Annotated in this window: 18 protein-coding genes; 5 read left to right on the forward strand and 13 right to left on the reverse strand. The window is 64.6% G+C overall.

Translation table 11 applies throughout. The annotated features are described in order from the left end of the window. Nucleotides 1-47: 47 nt before the first annotated feature. From aroB to F0311_RS15650, 6 genes are all read right to left on the reverse strand, one after another. A complete protein-coding gene (aroB, locus tag F0311_RS15625) occupies nt 48-1205 on the reverse strand; it encodes a 3-dehydroquinate synthase (protein ID WP_150462881.1) in 1158 nt (385 codons plus the stop codon). After that, on the reverse strand, nt 1202-1735 hold the full coding sequence (locus F0311_RS15630; protein WP_150462882.1) for a shikimate kinase: 534 nt from the start codon (nt 1733-1735) through the stop codon (nt 1202-1204). The genes aroB and F0311_RS15630 overlap by 4 nt, the downstream gene beginning before the upstream one ends. Continuing rightward, nucleotides 1735-2982, reverse strand: coding sequence for a chorismate synthase (gene aroC / locus F0311_RS15635; RefSeq protein WP_150462883.1), 1248 nt, complete (start codon nt 2980-2982; stop codon nt 1735-1737). The genes F0311_RS15630 and aroC overlap by 1 nt, the downstream gene beginning before the upstream one ends. A 5-nt stretch (nt 2983-2987) precedes the next feature. Further along, complete coding sequence (locus tag F0311_RS15640; RefSeq protein ID WP_150462884.1) at nt 2988-3893, reverse strand: shikimate dehydrogenase; 906 nt, start codon at nt 3891-3893, stop codon at nt 2988-2990. Next, on the reverse strand, nt 3890-6025 hold the full coding sequence (locus tag F0311_RS15645) for an endolytic transglycosylase MltG (protein WP_150462885.1): 2136 nt from the start codon (nt 6023-6025) through the stop codon (nt 3890-3892). Before F0311_RS15645 ends, F0311_RS15640 begins: the two co-directional genes overlap by 4 nt. Nucleotides 6026-6116: 91 nt before the next feature. Then, nucleotides 6117-7406 (reverse strand): DUF349 domain-containing protein, encoded by a 1290-nt coding sequence (locus F0311_RS15650; RefSeq protein ID WP_191089973.1) that lies wholly within the window; start codon nt 7404-7406, stop codon nt 6117-6119. Between the two features lie 99 nt (nt 7407-7505). On the opposite strand from F0311_RS15650, the gene hisS reads away from it, so the two are divergent. From hisS to F0311_RS15665, 3 genes are all read left to right on the forward strand, one after another. Next, complete coding sequence (gene hisS, locus F0311_RS15655) at nt 7506-8870, forward strand: histidine--tRNA ligase (protein ID WP_150462887.1); 1365 nt, start codon at nt 7506-7508, stop codon at nt 8868-8870. A gap of 11 nt (nt 8871-8881) precedes the next feature. Further along, the gene (aspS, locus tag F0311_RS15660; RefSeq protein ID WP_150462888.1) at nt 8882-10651 is read left to right on the forward strand and encodes an aspartate--tRNA ligase; all 1770 of its coding nucleotides are present in this window, start codon (nt 8882-8884) and stop codon (nt 10649-10651) included. Between the two features lie 394 nt (nt 10652-11045). After that, complete coding sequence (locus F0311_RS15665; protein WP_150462889.1) at nt 11046-11723, forward strand: hypothetical protein; 678 nt, start codon at nt 11046-11048, stop codon at nt 11721-11723. 139 nt (nt 11724-11862) lie between these two features. Here the strand turns inward: F0311_RS15665 and F0311_RS18185 are convergent, their stop codons facing one another. Further along, complete coding sequence (locus F0311_RS18185; protein ID WP_191089974.1) at nt 11863-12039, reverse strand: hypothetical protein; 177 nt, start codon at nt 12037-12039, stop codon at nt 11863-11865. A gap of 14 nt (nt 12040-12053) precedes the next feature. Here F0311_RS18185 and F0311_RS15670 point away from each other — a divergent pair, with 14 nt between their 5' ends. After that, nucleotides 12054-13439, forward strand: coding sequence for a replication-associated recombination protein A (locus tag F0311_RS15670; RefSeq protein WP_150462890.1), 1386 nt, complete (start codon nt 12054-12056; stop codon nt 13437-13439). 223 nt (nt 13440-13662) lie between these two features. On the opposite strand, the gene qcrB is transcribed toward F0311_RS15670, so the two are convergent. The 4 genes from qcrB to ctaE form a co-directional block, all read right to left on the reverse strand. Then, a complete protein-coding gene (qcrB, locus tag F0311_RS15675; protein WP_150462891.1) occupies nt 13663-15384 on the reverse strand; it encodes a cytochrome bc1 complex cytochrome b subunit in 1722 nt (573 codons plus the stop codon). Then, nucleotides 15381-16475, reverse strand: coding sequence for a cytochrome bc1 complex Rieske iron-sulfur subunit (gene qcrA, locus F0311_RS15680; protein WP_150462892.1), 1095 nt, complete (start codon nt 16473-16475; stop codon nt 15381-15383). The genes qcrB and qcrA overlap by 4 nt, the downstream gene beginning before the upstream one ends. Before the next feature lie 59 nt (nt 16476-16534). Then, nucleotides 16535-17332, reverse strand: coding sequence for a cytochrome bc1 complex diheme cytochrome c subunit (gene qcrC, locus F0311_RS15685; protein WP_150462893.1), 798 nt, complete (start codon nt 17330-17332; stop codon nt 16535-16537). 64 nt (nt 17333-17396) lie between these two features. Then, nucleotides 17397-18044 carry an aa3-type cytochrome oxidase subunit III gene (gene ctaE, locus F0311_RS15690; protein WP_223881420.1) on the reverse strand — a complete coding sequence of 216 codons (648 nt, stop codon included), beginning with the start codon at nt 18042-18044 and terminating at the stop codon, nt 17397-17399. A 204-nt stretch (nt 18045-18248) separates the two neighbouring features. On the opposite strand from ctaE, the gene trpD reads away from it, so the two are divergent. Beyond that, nucleotides 18249-19295 carry an anthranilate phosphoribosyltransferase gene (trpD, locus tag F0311_RS15695; RefSeq protein WP_150462894.1) on the forward strand — a complete coding sequence of 349 codons (1047 nt, stop codon included), beginning with the start codon at nt 18249-18251 and terminating at the stop codon, nt 19293-19295. A 60-nt stretch (nt 19296-19355) separates the two neighbouring features. On the opposite strand, the gene def is transcribed toward trpD, so the two are convergent. Together def and ctaF are read right to left on the reverse strand one after the other, a co-directional pair. Then, on the reverse strand, nt 19356-19934 hold the full coding sequence (gene def / locus F0311_RS15700; protein WP_150462895.1) for a peptide deformylase: 579 nt from the start codon (nt 19932-19934) through the stop codon (nt 19356-19358). A 69-nt stretch (nt 19935-20003) separates the two neighbouring features. Then, entirely contained in the window at nt 20004-20405 is a 402-nt protein-coding gene (gene ctaF, locus F0311_RS15705; protein WP_191089976.1) for an aa3-type cytochrome oxidase subunit IV, read from the reverse strand.

Genomic DNA, 20405 nt, shown 5'->3' on the forward strand with positions numbered 1-20405 from the left:
GCAGATGATGAAGCAGAGGAGGGGGCAGGGGTACGCGAGCCGCCGCGCTACAGGGAGATGGTGGGGCTGGCCGGTTCTGCAATCTCCTGGTAGGTGGCGTAGAGGATGGAGGGATCGGGGATCTCCACAGTGGCGGGCTTGCCGATTCCGGCCAGCAGCACAAAGCGAAGAGTCTCTCCGCGGTTCTTCTTATCCCGGCGGATGCCCTCCAGCAGTTGGTTCCAGCGGTCGTCGCGGTAGCTGACCGGCAGGCCCAAGCTGGTGAGCACCTCACGGTGCCGGTCAGCATCAGCCTCGGAAAGCCGCCCCAGGCTGCGGGCCAGTTCAGCGGCGAAGACCATACCTACCGAGATCGCTGCGCCGTGCCGCCACTGGTACCGCTCAGCGTGCTCGATGGCGTGCCCCAGGGTGTGCCCGTAGTTCAGCGACTCGCGCAGACCCGCCTCACGCACATCCTGACCCACCGCCGATGCCTTGACCCGGATGGCCCGCTCGATCAGCTCACGCAGCTCGGCCGACTCCGGGTTCTGTGCGGCCTCAGGATTTGCCTCGATGATCTCCAAGATCCGTTCATCAGCGATGAATCCGCATTTGACCACCTCGGCCAGACCGGCCACCAGCTCATTGCGGGGCAGGGTGGCCAGGGTGTCCAGATCGGCCAGCACACCGGCCGGCTGGTGGAAGCTGCCCACCAGATTCTTACCCTCTGCGGTGTTGATCCCGGTCTTACCGCCCACTGCGGCGTCGACCATGCCCAGTAGGGTGGTGGGCATATGCACCACCCGCACTCCACGCAGCCAGGTGGCGGCCACGAACCCAGCCAGATCGGTGACCGCTCCCCCACCGACGGAGACCACGGCGTCGGTACGGGTGAAGTCGTTCTGGCCCAGCACCTGCCAGCAGAAGGCGGCCACCTGAATGTGCTTGCCCTCCTCTGCATCAGGAATCTCTGCTGTCACCGCCTGGTAACCGGCCTTCTCCAGGTCCTCCCTGACCACATCACCGGTGGCCCGCAGCGCACGGGGATGGATGACCAGTACCCGCTCAGTCTGGGTGCCCACCAGCTCGGGCAGCCTGGCCAGCAGGCCATTTCCGACCACGACGCCGTAGCCCAGCTCCTGACCGCCGGTTCCACTGCCCTGCCCTACCGTGATGACGGTGGTCTCTGCTGCTGCGGGAGCGGTCTCTGCTGCTGATTCACTCATTTGTGCTCCGTACGTCCTTTCCGCATGGCCTCAACGATGGTATCGACTCTGTCTTCAATACTTGCTTCCTCGGCGCTGACCACCAGATCTGCCAGCTGCCGGTAGAGCGGCTCACGCTCTGCGTAGATCCGTTTCCAGCGCTCGATAGGCGGGTCCTGAGTGCCTTCGGTGAGTACTGGTCGGGTGGCGGCGTCGCCGATTCTCAGCTCTGCCTGGGCTGCGGTGACATCGAGCAGCACCACAAAGTGATCGGCCAGCAGGCTCCGGGTGGCCGCAGAGGTCACTGAGCCTCCGCCCAGGCTGATCACCGAGGGACGCGGGGCGTCCAGCAGCACTGCAACGATCCGTTCCTCTTCAGCCCGGAAGGCCTGCTCCCCGTGGGTGGCGAAGTAGCGGGGAATGGGCCCGTTGCGAGCCACGAAGAAATGGTCGGTGTCTACATGGGGGCGGCTGAGTCGGCGGGCCAGGGCAGCGCCCACACTGGACTTCCCCGACCCCATGGGTCCGATGAGGACTACGTTGCCGGGCATCACGGCTGCATGGCGGCCGGGGCTTGGAGAGGATCTCCCTCGTGGCCGGCGGCTGCCGGATCGGTGCCGAGCTCAGGCAGCGCCTTCAGGTAGCTGGCCAGGTTGCGCTGCACCTCGGTGAGACTGTCACCGCCGAACTTCTCCAGCACTGCTTGGGCGATGACCAGCTGGACCATGGCCTCGGCCACCACTCCGGCTGCTGGTACCGCGCAGACATCACTGCGCTGGTGATGGGCTGTGGAAGGCTCCCCGCTGGCGATGTCTACGGTGCCCAGCGCGCGCGGGACGGTGGCGATGGGCTTCATCGCCGCCCGGACCCGGAGGCTGTCGCCGATGCTCATACCGCCTTCTATCCCGCCGGCGCGGTTGGTGCTGCGGCGGATGCCACCGTGCTCGTCGAGTTCGATCTCGTCATGGGCTTGGCTGCCGCGACGGGCCGCGGTGCGGAAGCCGTCACCGATTTCGACCCCTTTGATGGCCTGGATGCCCATCAGGGCTCCAGCCAGCCGGGAATCCAGCCGCCGGTCCCAGTGCACATAGCTGCCCAGCCCCGGGGGCACTCCGTCCACTACTACCTCGACCACCCCGCCCAGGGTCTCTCCTGCTTTGTGGGCGGCGTCGACCTCAGCCACCATGGCCTCCGAGGTTTCAGCATGGTGGCAGCGCAGCGGGTCGGCGTCCAGGGTCTCTACATCTGCGGCGGTGGGCACCCGGGCATCCTCGGGCACGGAGACACTGCCGATGGCCACGGTGTGCGAGACGGTGCGGATGCCCAGGGCAGCGAGCAGCTGGTTGGCTGCGGTGCCCAGGGCCACCCGGGTTGCGGTCTCTCTGGCGGAGGCGCGCTCCAGCACCGGGCGGGCCTCCGCGAACCCGTACTTCTGGATGCCGGGGTAGTCGGCGTGGCCGGGCCGGGGGCGAGTCAGCGGCGCATTGCGGGCCAGGCCCTCCAGCTCTTCGGCCTCCACCGGGTCGGCGGACATGACTTTCTCCCATTTGGGCCATTCGGTGTTGGCGATCTCGATGGCCACCGGCCCGCCCATGGTCAGTCCATGCCGGACTCCGCCCAGCAGCTGGACCTGATCCTGCTCAAACTTCATCCGGGCCCCGCGCCCGTAGCCGAGGCGGCGCCGCGCCAGGGCAGCCTGGACATCGGCGGTGGTCAGTCCGATCCCGGCGGGCAGCCCCTCAACGATGCCGACAAGGGATTTGCCGTGGGATTCTCCGGAAGTAAGCCAGCGAAGCATGGAGTTCATCCTAACCCGAGGGCCGCCCGCATGGCCCGGACCATCTTCCGGTGTTCGCTGGGGCTCTGCGCTGCAGCGGGACTGTGCGTGTGCTGGGTGAACAGCTCCACCTGTTTCACCGCCTGGTGCAGCAGCATCTCCAGGCCGCTGGTCACCGCCCAGCCACGCTGCTCCCAGGCCGCGGCCAGAGCAGAGGGCCAGGGGTCATAGGCGACATCCAGCAGCACGGGGGCGGCAGGGTGCCTGTCAGGAAGATCACCCACCAGCGAATCAGCGGCCCGGGGCGGCAGAGTGGAGACGACGACGCCGCAGTCGGGCTGGGCGATATCCTCACCGAATGTGCCCAAGGGCCTGATCCGCAGGCTGAGACCCAACTGTTCAGCAAGAGGTGCGGCGGCAGCGGCACGCTGGATGCTGCGCGCATAGACCACAGACTGGCTGAAGCCCAGCTCTTTGGCTGCGGCCAAAGCCGCGGCGGCAGTCCCACCGGCGCCGAGCACGGCGAAAGTCCCTGCTGCTGTGTGCGAGCGGCTCACCCCTTGTTCCTGCAGGGCTGTGACGATGCCGTCCACATCGGTGTTCTCTCCATGCAGAGTACGGCCTGCTGGGCCAGCAGCTCCGACCTGCACAGTGTTGAGCACCCCAAGGGTCTCTACCCTGGGGGAGACTGTGGTCATCTGCGGCACCATAGCTGCCTTCAGCGGCATGGTCACCGACCACCCTGCCCAGTCAGGCTCAGCCCCTTCTCCGGTGAGAAAGTCATCCAGGGTGGTCTCGTCCACCTCGATCCGGCGGTAGCTGATACTCACCCCCAGATGCTGGTAGGCGGCAGCGTGCAACTGCGGGGATCTGGAGTGGCTGATCGGTGAGCCGAGGACGGCTGCCTGCCAGCCTGCCGCTGGGCGGCTCATTCTTCGAGCTCCTCCTCGGCGGACTCCACATCGGCGGGACCGCAGGCTCCCGGGTTCTCCTGACAGAACTGCAGGAACTCCTCAGTATCGGCCACATGGTCGTCATACCACTGATTGAAGCGGGTCTCACCGGTCACAGGGTTCACCGTCACCCAGAAGTAGGCGTCAGTGTCGGCCGGGTCGGCGGCTGCCTCAATGGTGTCTGCTACCGGGGCGCCGATCGGCCCTGGCGGCAGGCCCGGGTGCACATAGGTGTTGTACTCGTTGTCCTCATTGAGCCGCTCCTCCTCCGGGAAGTGCAGGTCTCCGGTGAGGCCGATGCCGTAGTTGACCGTAGCATCGATCTGCAGCAGGCCGCCGATTCCCTCGTGGCTCGGGTTATTGATGCGGTTTTGGATGGCCCCGGCCATGATTCGATAGTCCTCGAAGCGTTCTTCCTGGCTGCGTTCCTCGGTGAGGCTGTTATTGGCCTCTGCCGTGATGAGGGAGGCAACGATGATGGTCTCCCACTGCTCCTCGGGATCGGTGACTCCCGCATCTTCCAGGCGTTGGAAGGTGGGGGCTACCACCTCCTCGAGGATCTCTTCAGCACTGGCCTCCAGCTCCGGCTGGTACTCCCCTGCTGCGATGAAGCCTTCAAGGTCTTGGGCTTCTTCCGGCAGACCGAACTGCTCAGGGTTCTGGCTCAGCTCCTGCAGCTCCTCCAAGCTCACCTCAGTCCCCGGTGCTGCGGCGATGACCTCGAGGATCTCGTCCAGGTGATAGCCGGGGTTGATATTGAAGTAGGTCACCGGCGGACCGTCTTCCAGGAGTATGTCCAGGGCATCAGCGGCAGGCATCTGTTCACGCAGAATATAGGTGCGGGCATGGTGGGTGGTATCGCCGTCGTAGTCCTCAAGCGCCTGTTGGAACGCTTCCGGGCTGGCGATGATCCCCTCGTCCACCAGCCGATGCTGCACTGAGGCCAGGCCCTCATCCGGATAGATCTCAAACTCAACGGTCTCACCGGCCACCTGGTCGTAGTCGGCGATCTCTTCCTCTGCGAACAGGCCCTGCAGGAAGCTGAAAAGCCAGAACAGCACGCCGGCGAAGGCCAGCACGATGATTCCCAGAGTAATGTTCCTGCGCCGGCGTTTAGCCTTACGCTGCTTGAGCAGGCTGCGGCTCACGCGTCCCTCCATCGGAGCAACGGTCTGGTACCCGCGCCCATATCCGGAAGCACCCACCAGAACAGGGGTGCCGTCTTCGTCGTATTCGTGCTCCTGGTAGTCGCCTTCCCAGTCAGCCTCGTGATAGTCGTGAAAGTCTTCGTACTCCTCGTACTCAGGCTCATAGTGCGCCTCCTCCGGTTCTGGGGAGGCGGCCGAATGCGGGGCGACCACATGTTCGAAAGGTGTGGCGGGGGAAGTGGCAGAAGGGAGTGGGGTCGGCTCCGCTTCAGGCGCTGCCTCCCCGGTGGGAGGCTCTTCAACCCGTCCAGGAGGTGTCTGAGGCTGCTGCGGTTCAGCGGTCGGCGCATCAGCTGGAGCTCCGGCAGGCGGGACTGCCTGGTTCTGCTGGGTCTCTTCAGATGTAGAGGCCGGCGCCGCTGCAGCCGGTCGAGCCCCGGGCGGGGTTGCTTGAGGCGGCCCACTTGGCTGCTCGACATCCGCGTGGGTCTCAGATGTCAGAGGCCCACCCCCGCCGGTGGGAGTACTGCGTCGACGGCGCTCACGGCGTGAGATGAATCCCTGCCCCGCGGAGGCCGAGGAGGACGCCGATGCTACAGAGGGTGCCGAGCTGGTCTGCTGCCGGGGTGTCGGACCGGCCTGAGGTGAACCGGCAGGTGCCGAACTGTCCTGGGGAGTGCTGCTTTGGGCCGGCTGTTGGCGGAGGCGGCGGCTGCGCCGCTGGTCCTTGGGAGTGGCTGTCTCCTGGTCGAACAGTGCCGGAGCATCAGTGCTCTGCTCCGGCTGAGCCTGCTGTCCTGTGCCGCGGCGTCCGCTGGAAGTGGTGCCGGCCGTGGATGAGCTGCTCAGCCGGCGTACTGCGGATTCACGCTCCTGCTGGGCGGCGCGCTCACGTTCCCGTGCTTCGCGAATCTCCCGGCGGCGGCGCCGGGACCCCACCTCCGGGGGCTGTTCATCGCTCACGCAGTTCCTCGCTGGGCAGGTTGACGGCAGGACGGGTCACAAATAGATAAACATCTATCCATAGACCTAACGATTGTAATCTATCCGTTATTCAGCTCGAGGTGAGCATCTGCAGCCAGCTCCGGCGTGCCGCCAGGGCGTCCTCGGCCTCTCGTCTGCGCTTGTCATCTCCGCTTGACTGCGCTTCAGCCAACTCTGCTTCCAGGCCAGCAATAGTGTCCTCAAGCTGAGAAATCATGTCTGACTGCCGGTCACTGCGAGCTGATTCACGCGGACTGCGAACAGTTCCTTCCGCTTCACGGAATGCGTCTTGAACCTCAGCAATTGCCTTTTCCATACGCTTGACATCAGCACGGGGCACTTTGCCTGCGGCATCCCATTCATCGAGCAGCTTGAAGTAGCGGTCACGCACGGCTGCCGGCTTGGTGAAGGGCATCAGCTCGTGGAGTTTGCCGAGAATCTCTTCCTTCTTCTTGAGGTTCTCAGCGTATTCGGCGTCGATCTTGGCATTGGCTGCATCGCGTGCTGAGAAGAAGACATCCTGGGCGGCGCGGAATCGCTTCCACTGGGAATCTTCGGTCTTGCGCGGGCCTCTGCCCAGCGCTTTCCACTGATCCATCAGCCGGTGGTAGGCCTTGGTGGTGGGTCCGTACTCAGTGGAGCCGGAGAGCTTCTCCGCCTCGGCGATGAGCTCGTCCTTGGCTCGTTTGATCTCTGCGGCCTCCTTATCGCGGCGGACAAAGAATGCCTTGCGGCTGCGCTCGAAGCTGCTGCGCGCATCCCTGAACCGCTTCCACAGCGGATCCTCTTGGGCTTTGGTCAGCCGGGGCGGGGTGCGCTGCTCAGTCTTCCACTGCTCGAACAGCTCGTTGAGCTGCTCCTGGGCGGACTTCCAATGGGTGCTCTCGGAGTCACTGACGGCCAGGGCTTCGGCAGCAGCCACGATCTCCTCGCGCTTGGCGATCTTGGCCTCCACGGCGGCCTGCTGCTGCTTATCCTCCTCGGCGGCAATCGCTGCGATGCCGGTCCCCACCTCGGTGAGCAGCCCGCGCAGGTCCTCCACATCGCCGAGCCAAGTGCCGTTCTCCAGCTCTTTGACCAACTGCTGGCGGCTGAAGCGCAGGTGGGCTGCAGAGTCAGCGTGGGTGGCCACCCGGGCAGCCAGCAGCAGCGCCCGGTTGTAGAGGTCGTCGAACTTGCGCACAAAGTACTGCAGCGCCTGATCCTTGTCTCCGGCGGAGTACTGGCCGATGTGGACCTCTTCGCCGCCCTCCTCAGTGGGCAGAGCATAGACATGGCCCTCGTCATCGACCCGGGCATGGTCCCGGATCGCTTCCAGCGGGGTCTGGTGATAGTTCGGCTTGACTGCAGCAGGACTCATGCATCCAAGCGTACCGTGATGTCTGCCTGCGATGCGTATGATGGGGTGGTTTGGCATATAGCCTATGACCCCCACCTGTTCAAGGAGTGTTGAGCACCTATGGCGAGAACCGCCTCTCTCTCCGGCTACCTCGAGCTGCTTCCAGCCGAGCGGCTGGTGGAGCTGCATATGCTCGACACTCTGCGTGAGGTCTTCGAGGCCCACGGCTACTCCAACCTGGAGACCCGTGCCGTGGAGACGGTGGACACCCTGCTGCAGAAGGGTGAGATCGACAAGGAGATCTACGCGGTCTCCAGAATTCACGACGACGCCGGCTCCGGCAGAGAGCCCAAATTGGCTCTTCGCTTTGACAACACGGTGCCCTTCGCCCGCTATGTCACCGAGAACGCCGGATACCTGACCTTTCCCTACCGCCGATACCAGATCCAGAAGGTGTGGCGGGGCGAGCGGCCCCAGGCCGGACGGTTCCGCGAGTTCACCCAGGCCGATATCGACATTGTGGGCGACGGCGCCCTGAGCACCCGGGCTGATGTGGAGATCGCTGTGGTGATGGCAAAAGCCCTGGATGCCTTGCAGATCGGTGAGTTCACCCTTCGAGTCAACAGCCGTAAGCTTTCTGAAGGCTTCTACCGGGCAATCGGCTTGGAAGACACCGCCGCGGTACTGCGCGCGGTGGACAAGCTGGAGAAGATCGGGGCGTCCCGAGTCGCCGTAGAACTGGCTGAGACCGCCGGCGCCACTGAGGAGCAGACGCAGAAGGCGCTGGCCCTGGCACAGATCCGCACATCAGACACCTCGTTCGCCGATCAGGTCCGCGCTCTTCTGACCGACGGTGCCGACCCGGCAGCTCTGGACACTTCGCTTCTGGAGGAGGGCCTGGCCGAACTCACTGAGGTGATGAGTGAACTCAACGTCAGGGTTCCCGGCCGCGCCGAGGCTGACCTCTCGATCGCCCGCGGCCTGGACTACTACACCGGCACGGTGGTGGAGACGGTGCTGTCTGGACACGAGGAGCTGGGCTCGATCTGCTCCGGAGGCCGCTACGAGTCCTTGGCGAGCAAGGGCAAGCGGACATTCCCCGGCGTCGGGCTCTCCATTGGGGTGACCCGGCTGCTGAGTGCCCTGATCGATTCAGGTGAGTTGGCGGCGTCGCGCTCTGTGCCCACTGCGGTGTACGTGACTCTGCGCTCAGACGAAGACTGGGCTGCGGCACAGGACGTGGCCGATCAGCTGCGCGCCCGGGGCATCAGCGCCGAGGTCGCCTTCAGCGCGGAGAAGTTCGGCAAGCAGATCAAGTACGCTGACCGACGTGGCATCCCGTTCGTGTGGTTCACCGATCAAGACGGCAGCCACGAGATCAAGGACATCCGCTCCGGTGACCAGGCACCGGCCGATCCGGCCAGCTGGGCCCCGCCGGCTGAAGACATCATCCCCAAGATCGTTCGTAAGACTGAAGGACTTTAAGGAAGGACGCTGTGCTCCGCACACACACCACCGGCGAGATCAACGCCGAGCTGATTGGCCAGACCGTGACCCTGACCGGATGGGTGGCCCGCCGCCGAGACCACGGCGGCGTGGCATTTCTGGACCTGCGTGATGCCACTGGCATCGCCCAGGTGGTGGTGCGTGATGAGGCTGACTTCGATCCGCTGCGCAATGAGTGGGTGCTGAGGATCCTCGGCACCGTGGAGCGCCGTCCGGCCGGCAATGAGAACCCGAACCTGTCCTCGGGCGAGGTGGAGGTCATCGCTGAGACCGTTGAGGTGCTCAACGCTGCTGCCGCGCTTCCGTTCCAAATCGATGCCCATGTGGAGGTCGGCGAGGAGGCCCGGCTGCGTCACCGCTACCTGGACCTGCGCCGTGCGGGTCCGGCCAAGGCGATCCGGCTGCGCTCGGAGGCCAACCGGGTGGCCCGCGAGGTGCTGCACAGTGAGGGCTTCATTGAGGTGGAGACTCCCACGCTGACCCGCTCCACCCCTGAGGGGGCACGTGACTTCCTGGTCCCGGCACGCCTGGCACCCGGTTCCTGGTACGCACTGCCGCAGTCCCCGCAGCTGTTCAAGCAACTGCTGCAGGTCGGCGGGGTGGAGAAGTACTACCAGCTGGCCCGCTGCTACCGCGATGAGGATTTCCGAGCCGACCGGCAGCCGGAGTTCACCCAGCTGGACATTGAGGCCTCCTTTGTGGAGCAGGCCGATGTGCTTGCTGTGGGCGAGAAGGTCATTGCCGCGCTGTGGAAGCTGATCGGGGTTGAGGTGGCCCTCCCCATCCCGCACATCACCTATGCCGAGGCCATGGCGAAGTACGGTTCGGATAAGCCGGATCTGCGGTTCGGCCTGGAGCTGACCGAGCTAACTGAGTATTTCAAAGACACTCCGTTCCGGGTGTTCCGGGCCCCCTATGTGGGCGCTGTGGTGATGCCTGGCGGCGCCTCCCAGCCGCGGCGCACCCTGGACGCCTGGCAGGAATGGGCCAAGCAGCGTGGCGCCAAGGGCCTGGCCTACGTACTGGTGACCGAGGACGGTGAGCTGGGCGGCCCGGTGGCTAAGAACCTCTCTGATGCGGAGAAGGCCGGGCTGGCTGAGGCTGTGGGAGCTAAGCCCGGTGATTGCATCTTCTTCGCCGCCGATGAGACCAAGTCGGCCCGGGCGCTGCTGGGTGCGGCCCGCAATGAGATCGCCGAGCGGGTGGGGCTGATTGAGCCCGGCTCTTGGTCCTTCGTATGGGTAGTGGATGCCCCGATGTTTGAGCCTGCTGCGGATGCCAAGGCAGCCGGCGACGTCGCTGTCGGTTCTGGCGCCTGGACCGCTGTGCACCATGCCTTCACCGCACCGAAACCTGAGTGGGCTGACACCTTTGACCAGAACCCGGGTGAGGCGCTGACCAATGCCTTCGACCTGGTGTGCAACGGCAATGAGATCATCGGTGGCTCGATGCGTATCCACCAGCGTGAGATGCAGGAACGGGTGTTCCGAGTCATGGGGATCTCCCAGGAGGAGGCGCAGGAGAAGTTCGGTTTCCTGCTGGATGCCTTCAAGTACGGAGCTCCCCCGCACGGCGGCATTGCCTTCGGCTGGGACCGGGTGGTGGCACTGCTGGCCGGGGAGGAGTCGATCCGGGAGGTGATCGCCTTCCCGAAGACCGGTGGCGGCTACGATCCGCTGACCGCCGCTCCGGCCCCGATCACCCCGGCGCAGCGCAAGGAAGCCGGGGTCGATGCCAAGCCGGAGCCGAAGAGCGAGTAGCCCAGGAGGCGCATCTTGCGCCTTCGAGCTTGGTCAGCCAGCCTGTCCAGCGGGTCTCTGCTGCTGATTTCCTGTGCTGAAAACGGCCCTGAAGCCGAAGACGGATCTGGGGGCGGCGGGGACTCCCACCGTCATGCATGGCACCACCAGCCCGACAGACGGGCCGAGTCTCCCAGCACATCGCTGCCTGCGGTATTGAGTATGATGGACAGCGGCGATGCGCCTCGCCGAACCTTCTGCACCTGATGCTCGCGCTGTCAGGGGCCGCGTAAGCGGCGGAGGCAAAGGGGACCATGAGTGCTCGGCGTGCGGAACAACCGGACACCCGTTGACAACAGGCACATGTCCTGCGGGCGCGAGCCGCTGACCTGCGCCTGTAGAGACGGAGAAACCGATGACCGCCCAAGAATCTCTGAAGAAGCGCATCCGCGCCCGGATGGCTAAGACCGGCGAGCGCTACACTGCGGCACGGTCCGCACTGCTCGCACAGACCGATCCCGCACCCGCCGGCTCCGGCTGGGTCTCCTCCCCCGATGTCAGCAGCAAGAAGATCCGTGAGAACACCGGCAACGGCTGGGACGAGTGGGTTGCCCTGATCGACGCCGGACCAGGGCGGGAGGCCGGACACACCGCCATCGCCGCCTGGGTAGTTGAGGAGCACGGCGTGGACGGCTGGTGGGCCCAGGGAGTGACCGTCGGCTATGAGCGGATCACCGGCCTACGGCTGCCTGGCCAGATGAAGGATGGAACCTTCACCGTTTCGCGCACTAAGACACTCGACCTGGCGGGCACACAGTTCCGCGCGATGCTCAACGACGACGACGCCCGCGCTTCACTGCTGCCGGGACTCACCTCAGCAGCCCGCTCCAAGCCCACCACCAAGGCGCCGAAGTTCTCGATCGCCGATGCGGATTCCGGCGAGACCCTCGGCATCCTGCAGTTCCGTGTGGAGCCGGCATCATCAGGATGCAAGCTCGTGGTGACTCACGAGAAGCTTCCAAACCCGCAGGGAGCCCAGGCCTGGAAGCAGTACTGGAGTGACTGGCTCGAGGACCTTGCCGCTCAGGACTGAACTCGGCGCCGATCAGAGGTTCCGCCGGCAGACGCTGCCGTTGTGGGCATGTGCGAGGGTGCGTACTGGGCAAGTCTGGCGGAGTGGAGCACATCCCGGAGGCATATGTGACCGAGCCAGGCGCAGAACCGGGTAGGTATCAGCGTGCGGTGCAAGAGAGCGGGCCGCGGACCGAGACCACCAGATCCTCACCGCTGGCGCCCACCTGAATCTCCAGGTCGAAGGGGTACTGCTCAGTCTCTTGAAGCTCCTCACCGGTGTGGTGATGCAGGGCCTGGTAGCTGATCTCTGCGCGCTCTGGTGTGGGGGACGGCAAGTAGGCTTGGACCCATGAGTGGCGATCTCTTCTCCGCACCCCAGGAAGACAACGACGCCGTCCCCTCGCCTGAACAGGTGGAGGGGCGGCGTCGTCATACTCCGCTGGCAGTGCGGATGCGGCCGCGCTCCCTGGATGAGGTGGTGGGCCAGCAGCATCTGCTGAAGGGTGGCTCCCCGCTGCGCGTGCTGGCTGAAGGGACCAGTGGACCGGCTGGGCCCAGCTCAGTGATCCTCTATGGGCCCCCGGGCACCGGCAAGACCACCATCGCGCACGTGATCGCCCGGGGCGGCACCCGGAAGTTCGTGGAGCTCTCAGCGATCCGGGCCGGAGTCAAGGATGTGCGCCAGGTAATGGACTCCGCCCTGGCGGACCGGGACCTGCGGGGACTGACCACCGTACTGTTCCTCGATGAGATCCACCGGTTCAACAAGGCCCAGCAGGATGCGCTGCTGCCCGGGGTGGAGAACGGCTGGGTCATCCTGGTGGCCGCCACCACGGAGAATCCCAGCTTCAGCGTGGTGGCGCCTCTGCTCTCCAGGTCCCTGCTGCTCACCCTTACCTCCCTGAGCCGGGAGGATCTGGACGGCCTGGTGGACCGGGCCTTGGTCGAAGAGCGCGGACTGGCCGGGAAGTTCAGCCTGGCGGATACGGCTCGGGACCATATTCTGCGCGTCTCTGGAGGAGATGGCCGCCGGGTGCTGACCACTCTGGAGGCTGCCGCCGCAGTCGCCGCCGGCCGGGATGCGGAGACCATCACCGCTGATGATGCCGAACAGGCCGCAGACTTTGCCGTACAGCGCTACGACAGGGACGGCGATCAGCACTATGACATCATCTCGGCGTTCATCAAGTCGCTGCGCGGCTCCGATGTGGATGCCGCGCTGCACTACCTGGCCCGGATGATCGTGGCCGGGGAGGACCCCCGGTTCATCGCCCGTCGGCTGGTGATCGCCGCCAGCGAGGAGGTGGCGATGGCGGACCCGGCTGCTCTGCAGACTGCGGTGGCTGCCGCCCAGGCGGTGCAGCTGATCGGGATGCCCGAGGGCAGGATCATTCTGGCTCAGGCCACAGTGCATATCGCCACCGCCCCGAAGTCCAACGCCAGCTACAAGGCCTTGGATGCGGCGATCGCTGATGTGCGTGCGGGCAAGGGAGCACCGGTGCCAGCGCATCTGCGCGATACGCACTACAAGGGGGCGGAGCGATTAGGACACGGCCAAGGCTACGTGTACGCACATGACGCTCCACACCATGTGGCAGCCCAGCAGTACGCCCCAGACGATCTGCTGGGCGTTGATTACTACTCGCCCACCGGCAACGGTAATGAACGAACCCTGGCCGAGCGCCTGGCCAAGCTGCGTAGCATCATCCGAGAGGAAACCGACAGCCCGCGGTAGAGTCGCGATGAGGGTTCCCGCCTCAGTCAGCGCCCTGCCTGCACCTGCTTGCGCGCTCGTCGCGCCGCCACAAACATACAGTGGTCACCTACGACGACGTGCTGGACTGTTTTCAGGCCAAAATATCGTCGCAAGAGACCACCGAATGAGAAAGCGCTGCTCGGCGCAGCCGAGCGAGACAGACCCCTACCGTCAGGCAGCAGAGGTCTGCGGTACCTGGACCCTAGTGCTGTTCGATGGCACCGCGGGACTGGGCGGCCTCTAGCCCTTCGGAGTGGTCATCGTGGCCGTGGTGTTCTAGAGCCTCCAAGTACTCTTCACGGGTCACCGGCTCCACACGGTCCTCGAACCACATGCGGTTCAGCCGGGCACGCAGCTTCTCTGTCCGGGTGACCTTGCCCTTGGCATTGGTCTTCGGGCCGCTGGGTTCGGGAGCCTCGTAGGAGACCAGGGTCCAGAACTCGTACTCGCTGGGCAGCTTGTGCTTCTCGCTGAAGCCGCCCTCGGGGCTGACCTCGATCACACCGGCCTCGTGGCCGTGCAGGGCGACCTCCCGGTCCTTGCGCTGCAGAGCCAGGCAGATCCGCTTGGTGAGGATATAGGCGATCACCGGCCCCAGGAAGAACAGCACTCTGGACCAATAGGTAATGTCGTTGAGACTGAGTCCGAAATGGGTGGCGATCAGGTCATTGGACCCCATGCCCCACATGATGAGGTAGTTGGTCATCACCGCGGCACCGAAGGCGGTGCGGGTGGGAGCATTGCGTGGACGGTCCAGCAGATGATGCTCCTTCTTGTCCCCGGTGATCCAGGCCTCGATCCAGGGCCAGATGAACATGCCCAGGAAGATCAGCGCCACCGGGATCATCGGGATCAGCACCGGGGTGGCTACGGAGTTACCACCCCACGGGGTGGGGATGTTGAACTCCAGTGGGATCGGGCCCAGGTAACCGGGCATCAGGCGCAGCACACCTTCGAAGGGGCCAATGTACCAGTCGGGCTGGGCACCGGCCTGCACTGGTGAGGGATCGTAGGGCCCGTAATTCCACAGTGCGTTGATCTGGAAAGTCCCGGCGATCAGGCACAGAATGCCCAGCACGATGAAGAAGAACCCGCCGGCCTTGGCCGCATACACCGGACCGATCGGGTAGCCGACCACGTTGCGCTCCGTGCGACCCGGCCCCGGGTACTGGGTGTGCTTATGGGTGACCACCATGAACAGGTGGACCGCGATCAGGATCAGGATCAGCGCCGGGATGATGAAGATGTGCAGGGTGTACAGCCTGGGAATGACCTCATTGCCGGGGAACTCACCGCCGAAGAGGAAGAAGCTGATGTAGGTGCCCACCACCGGGATGGCTTTGAGCATACCGTCGATAATGCGCAGCCCGTTTCCGGAGAGCACCTCATCAGGCAGCGAGTAGCCGGTGAAGCCGGCGCCGAGGCCCAGGATCAGCAAGGCAGAGCCGACCACCCAGTTCAACTCGCGCGGTTTGCGGAAGGCGCCGGTAAAGAACACACGCAGCATGTGCACGCTCATCGCCAGCACGAACAGCAGAGCAGCCCAGTGGTGCAGCTGGCGCATGAAGAGTCCGCCACGCACGTCAAAGCTGAGCTCCAGGGCAGTGGCATAGGCCATGGACATCTCCAGGCCCTGCAGCGGGGCATAGGAGCCGGAGTAGCGGGTGGTGGACATGGAGGGATCGAACCAGAAGGTCAAAAACGCCCCGGAGAGCACGGTGATGATGAAGCTGTAGAGCGCCACCTCACCGAACATGAAGGTCCAGTGGTCCGGGAAGACTTTGCGCCCGAACTCACGAACCATGCCGGTGCCCCCTACGCGGGTGTCCACATAGTTGGTGATCCGGCCGGTGCGGGTCTTCGGCTGGTACTGGTCAACCTCGAGGTACTGGACCTCGGTGTACTTCTCTTTGGAGGCACTCATGCTGGGTAGTCACCTTCCGGATCGGTATGGCCGCGCTCCCAGTAGGTGGGGCCCACAGGTTCGGTGAAGTCGCTGGTAGCGATCAGGAAGCCTTCCTCATCCACTGAGATCGGCAACTGCGGCAGCGGCCGCCCGGCCGGGCCGAACACCACTTTGAAATTCTCCGCAGCATCGAAGGTGGACTGGTGGCAGGGGCAGAGCAGGTGGTGGGTGTGCCGCTCGTAGAGCGCCACTGGGCAGCCCACGTGAGTGCAGACCTTAGAGCAGGCGATGATGCCTTGGTGGGTCCAGTCCTCGCGGCCCGAGATCTGTTCGCCGAAGTCATCGGGGTGCATGCGCATCAGCAGCACCACAGACTTGGCCTTCTCAGCCAGCCGGGTACCGTGACCGGGAATCTCGCGGAGAGTCTCTGGGATCACGTGCATCGCGGAGCCGATGGTGAGGTCGGAGGCCCGGATGGGGGTGCCCACCGGGTCGCGGACCAGGCGGACACCCTCGCCCCACAGGGAATGGCGCATCCGCTCCACGCCGAAGTCCTCGCTGCGGTCCAGGTCGCGGAAGAGCACCAAGGCCGGCAGGGGTGCCAGCAGGGCCGCAGCGATCAGAGTGTTGCGCAGCAGGGGGCGGCGCTTGATCTGAGTCTCGTCGATGACCTCAGTGACGATCTTCTCCGCCTCGGCCCGGTGCGCCTCAGTGCGCAGCGGCTTGCGGTCCTCGACCACCTCGTGGTCAGGCATCAAGGTCCTGGCCCAGTGGACCACGCCCAGGCCGATGCCGAGCATGGCCAGGGCGGAGCCGACTCCGAGCAGGGTGTTCTGTACGCGCAGTGCGGTCATACCCTCGAAGTAGTCGTCGAAGGCGTCCATCCGTGCCACGGCGAAGTAGCCGACAAAGAAGAGCACCGTGCCGATGATGGAGATGAGGAAGAGCACAGCCACTTGGCGCTCACTGCGCTTGGCATACTTCTCATCAACATCGGCCAGCCTAGGGCGGTGCGGCGGCAGGCCGGGGTTGTCGATGGCATAGCTGCTCGACGCCCCCTCGCCAGTGGTGACGACGGCGCCGGTATCGCCGTTACCGTGCTCGGCCATATGGTTCGTGTCCTTTGCTGTGTCTCAAGTGCTTCTGGGGTGCGGGTGGGAGCCTGGGGTCATGAGGATCTGGAGGTCAGCCAGACCATTGAGCCGATCAGCAATGCTAGGCCCAGAGTCCAGATGAGCAGCCCCTCAGAGACTGGTCCGAGGAAGCCTAAGGAGAATCCGCCTGGGGATCCCTGCTGCTCGTAGGTCTTGAGGAAGGCGATGATGTCACGCTTGTCCTCCGGCGGAATATTGGCATCGTTGAACACCGGCATGTTCTGCGGACCGGTGGTCATTGCCGTATAGATGTGGACCGCTTCCACACCGTGCAGGCTGGGAGCGTATTTGCCCTCGGTGAGCGCACCGCCGGCACCGGCTGCGTTGTGGCACATGGCGCAGTTGATGCGGAAGAGCTCACCGCCGCGGGCTGGGTCGCCCTGGTCCACGTCCAGCCATTCGTCGTCGGGGACTGCGGGGCCGGCACCCAGGGATGCCACATAGGCGGCCAGCTGGGTGGTCTGCTCATTGTTGAACTGCGGGGGCTTCTGCTGGGCCTGGGGGCCCTGCATCTGCATGGGCATCCGGCCGGTGCCGACCTGGAACTCCACTGAGGCCGCACCGACCCCGACCAGGGAGGGTCCGGCGTCAGTGCCCTCAGCGTTCATGCCGTGGCAGGTGGCGCAGTTGGCCACAAAGAGTCGTTCGCCCTCTTCGACCTGGTCAGCGCTGTAGCCGTCGGGAACGTTGGAGGCCTGGGCCTGGTTCACCGTGGTCGCGGCGGCGTAGAGTCCGCCGGTGAGCAGCAGCCCCAAAAGGAGCAGCGCCACGAACGCGAACGGGTGGCGGCGCTTCTGCGAGAGTGCCTTCACTGTCAGCCGGTTCCTTTTCTTCTCGGTGCGGTGTACAAGCTTGGGTGGGTGGGGCGTCGTCGTGCTAAACCAGCAGCGGCAGGATGTAGACCAGGCCGAACAGGGCAATCCAGACCACGTCCACAAAGTGCCAGTAGTAGGAGATCACTACCGCGGCATGCGCTTCCCGGGATGTGAACTTCACGCTGAAGTAGGCGCGGATAATCACATAGAGGAAGGCGAACAGACCGCCGAGGACGTGCAGCCCGTGGAAGCCGGTGGTGATGTAGAAGGCTGAGCCGAAAGCATTGGTCTGGATGGCCACCCCGTGAGAGACCAGCACGGCGAACTCGTAGGACTGGCCGGCGATGAAGATCGAACCCAGGATGAACGAGAGTATGTACCACTCGACCATTCCCCAGGACTTCACGCTCCACAGCCCGCCGGTGCGGCGCGGCTGGTGGCGCTCAGCGGCGAAGACGCCGAACTGCGCAGTGAAGGAGCTGGTCACCAGAATCACGGTGATGATGCCGGCCAGCAGGATGTCCAACTCCTGGCTGTATACGGCCCACATCTCACCCTGGGTGGAGCGCAGGGTGAAGAACATGGCGAAGAGTCCGGCGAAGAACATCAGCTCGCTGGTCAGCCACACCATGGTTCCCACAGAAACCATGTCCGGCCGGTTGGGCAGCGTGCGTGCCGGTGCTGCGGGGGCTTGGGTTGCAGACGTCACAGAGACATTATGTCCTGAAAACTGGTCGCTTTGCATACGCAGATGGTGGCGTGGCGCGTTGCCGGCATCGGCACCTTTCCGCTGTTCCCGCGTGTTTCCTGGGATCGGCGGATGGCGAGGGTGACGAAAGTTGCACAAATATTTCTACACGTCGTAGTAAAAGTCGCCCGGCGTGAGCTCCACAGGGTGGCTATTGTGGTGACCATGAGTGCTGAATCGATGACTTGGGCGGAACTGCTGGAGACTCTGCTGGCTGGGCAGGATCTTACTGCGGAGACCTCAGCCTGGGCGATGGACCGGCTGATGAGCGGTGAGCTGACTGAGGGGCAGGTGGCCGGGTTCCTGGTAGCGCTGCGCGCCAAGGGCGAGACTGGTCAGGAGCTGCTGGGGCTCTCTGAGTCGATGATGGCCAAGGCGGTGCCGGTGAGTATCGCTGGCCCTGCGGTGGACATTGTGGGCACCGGCGGGGACCGGCTGGGCACGGTGAATATCTCCACGATGAGTTCACTGGTGGCCGTGGGTGCTGGAGCCCGGGTGATCAAGCACGGCAACCGCGGGGCATCGACCACCGCCGGCGCGGCCGATGTGATCGAGGCCTTGGGCGTGGACCTGACCCTTCCCGCTGAACGTGTGGCGGCCGCTGCGCAGCAGGTGGGGATCACTTTTCTGTTCGCCCAGCAGTTCCATCCTGCGATGAAGCATGTGATGGGCGCCCGCAAGGCGCTGGGGGTCCGCACGGTGTTCAACTTCCTGGGTCCGGTCTCCAACCCCGCCCGGCCGGCGGCGCAGGCCCTGGGCTGCGCGAGTCTGGAGCTTGCCCCGCAGATCGCCCAGGCACTGGCGGTGCGCGGTACCCGGGCGCTGGTCTTCCGGGGGCAGGACGGCCGGGATAAGATCACTACTTCTGCGACCACTGATATCTGGGAGGTCCGCAACGGAGCTGTCACCCACACCGAGCTGCGGCCTGCTGATGTGGGGCTGGATCAGGTGGCGGTGGAGGACCTGCGCGGCGGAACTGCTCAGCAGAACGCTGAGACGGTCCGAGGCGTGCTCTCGGGCGAGCCGGGGCCGGTACGTGAGGCTGTGCTGCTCAATGCTGCTGCCGGGTTGGTCGCCCTGGATGAGACAGCGTGCGACGAGGCCCTGGTCACCCGGCTGCGGAAAAAGATGGAGTTGACAGCCGAGTCCATTGACTCAGGAGCCGCTGCCCAGGTGCTCCACCATTGGGTAGAGTTCAGCAACCACGGCTGAGGCGCGAGCAAAGCGGTGCGCCGACTTCAAGGCCCCCAGGCCGGCGCTGTGCCGCCGGGACTAGTCCTGCCCAAACGGGTCCGGATCTACTCCGGGAAGCCATGAGTTGCCGGCTTCTTTCCAGCCCTCGCGCTTGACCACTTTCTTCCACTGTTTGGCATAGCGGTCGTTGAGCCGGTTGACGTAGAGATAACCGTCCAGGTGGTCGTATTCATGCTGCAGGATGCGGGCGAACCAGCCGGTGGCCGCAAAGTTCAGCGGTTGCCCTTCAGCGTCCAGGCCGATGATCTCCACATGATCGCTGCGTTTGAGTGGGAAGCTGTACCCGGGTGCGGAGAGGCATCCCTCGACTTCGTTCTCAGGGTCTGGGGCTTCCTGGGAGACTCTGCCGATCAGTCGCAGCCTGGGGTTGATGATCACTCCCCGGTTCGGCGCTTCGCCTGTCTCGGGGTATTTCCAGTTGAAGATCCGCAAACCGACCCCGATCTGGGGTGCGGCCAGTCCTACACCGTGAGAGGCGTCCAAGGTCTGGTCCATATCGGCGATGAGCACCTGGATCTGCTCATCGATTTTCTGAACCTCATCAGCCCTGCGGTGCAGGACTGGCTCTCCGTGGATGAGAATCGGGCGTACGGCCATAGCGGCTTATCCTATCGGGCACAGTGAAGCCCGTCGCAGATGTCTGCGACGGGCTTCACAAGCAGTGTCTCAGTGGGCGTAGGTCTTGCGGTTGCCTTCCATCACCCAACCAGTGATGAAGAACAGGGTGGGGATCAGGCCGATGAGCAGAACCCACCAGTCGATGGCGATGCCGAAGAACAGGAAGGCCAGGGAGAAGCCCAGGCCCAGCGGCCACCAGCTCCAGGGGTAGAACTGGCCATAGTTTCCGGCCATATCTGAAATCTCACCCTCAGGGTTGTCGCCGTCGAGCACCTCATGGTGCTTATCCGTGGAGCGTAGGTACCACCAGAGCATGAAGCCCAGGCCTGCGGTGAGCAGCAGCAGCGGGAAGCCGGCAAGCTCGCCGAAGCCGGTAAGGAAACCATAGACGAAGGCGACCACCAGAACGAAGACGCCGATGCCGCCGAAGAGGACAATATTGGTGCGCAC

The sequence above is a fragment of the Nesterenkonia ebinurensis genome (assembly GCF_008711175.1).
In the GTDB taxonomy this organism is placed as follows: Bacteria; Actinomycetota; Actinomycetes; order Actinomycetales; family Micrococcaceae; genus Nesterenkonia; species Nesterenkonia ebinurensis.

Coding starts and splice junctions, on each gene's coding strand:
- aroB (WP_150462881.1), bottom strand. CDS start 1,205: ATGAGTGAATCAGCAGCAGAGACCGCTCCCGCAGCAGCAGAGACCACC.
- F0311_RS15630 (WP_150462882.1), bottom strand. CDS start 1,735: ATGCCCGGCAACGTAGTCCTCATCGGACCCATGGGGTCGGGGAAGTCC.
- aroC (WP_150462883.1), bottom strand. CDS start 2,982: ATGCTTCGCTGGCTTACTTCCGGAGAATCCCACGGCAAATCCCTTGTC.
- F0311_RS15640 (WP_150462884.1), bottom strand. CDS start 3,893: ATGAGCCGCCCAGCGGCAGGCTGGCAGGCAGCCGTCCTCGGCTCACCG.
- F0311_RS15650 (WP_191089973.1), bottom strand. CDS start 7,406: ATGAGTCCTGCTGCAGTCAAGCCGAACTATCACCAGACCCCGCTGGAA.
- hisS (WP_150462887.1), top strand. CDS start 7,506: ATGGCGAGAACCGCCTCTCTCTCCGGCTACCTCGAGCTGCTTCCAGCC.
- F0311_RS15665 (WP_150462889.1), top strand. CDS start 11,046: ATGACCGCCCAAGAATCTCTGAAGAAGCGCATCCGCGCCCGGATGGCT.
- F0311_RS15670 (WP_150462890.1), top strand. CDS start 12,054: ATGAGTGGCGATCTCTTCTCCGCACCCCAGGAAGACAACGACGCCGTC.
- qcrB (WP_150462891.1), bottom strand. CDS start 15,384: ATGAGTGCCTCCAAAGAGAAGTACACCGAGGTCCAGTACCTCGAGGTT.
- qcrA (WP_150462892.1), bottom strand. CDS start 16,475: ATGGCCGAGCACGGTAACGGCGATACCGGCGCCGTCGTCACCACTGGC.
- trpD (WP_150462894.1), top strand. CDS start 18,249: ATGAGTGCTGAATCGATGACTTGGGCGGAACTGCTGGAGACTCTGCTG.
- def (WP_150462895.1), bottom strand. CDS start 19,934: ATGGCCGTACGCCCGATTCTCATCCACGGAGAGCCAGTCCTGCACCGC.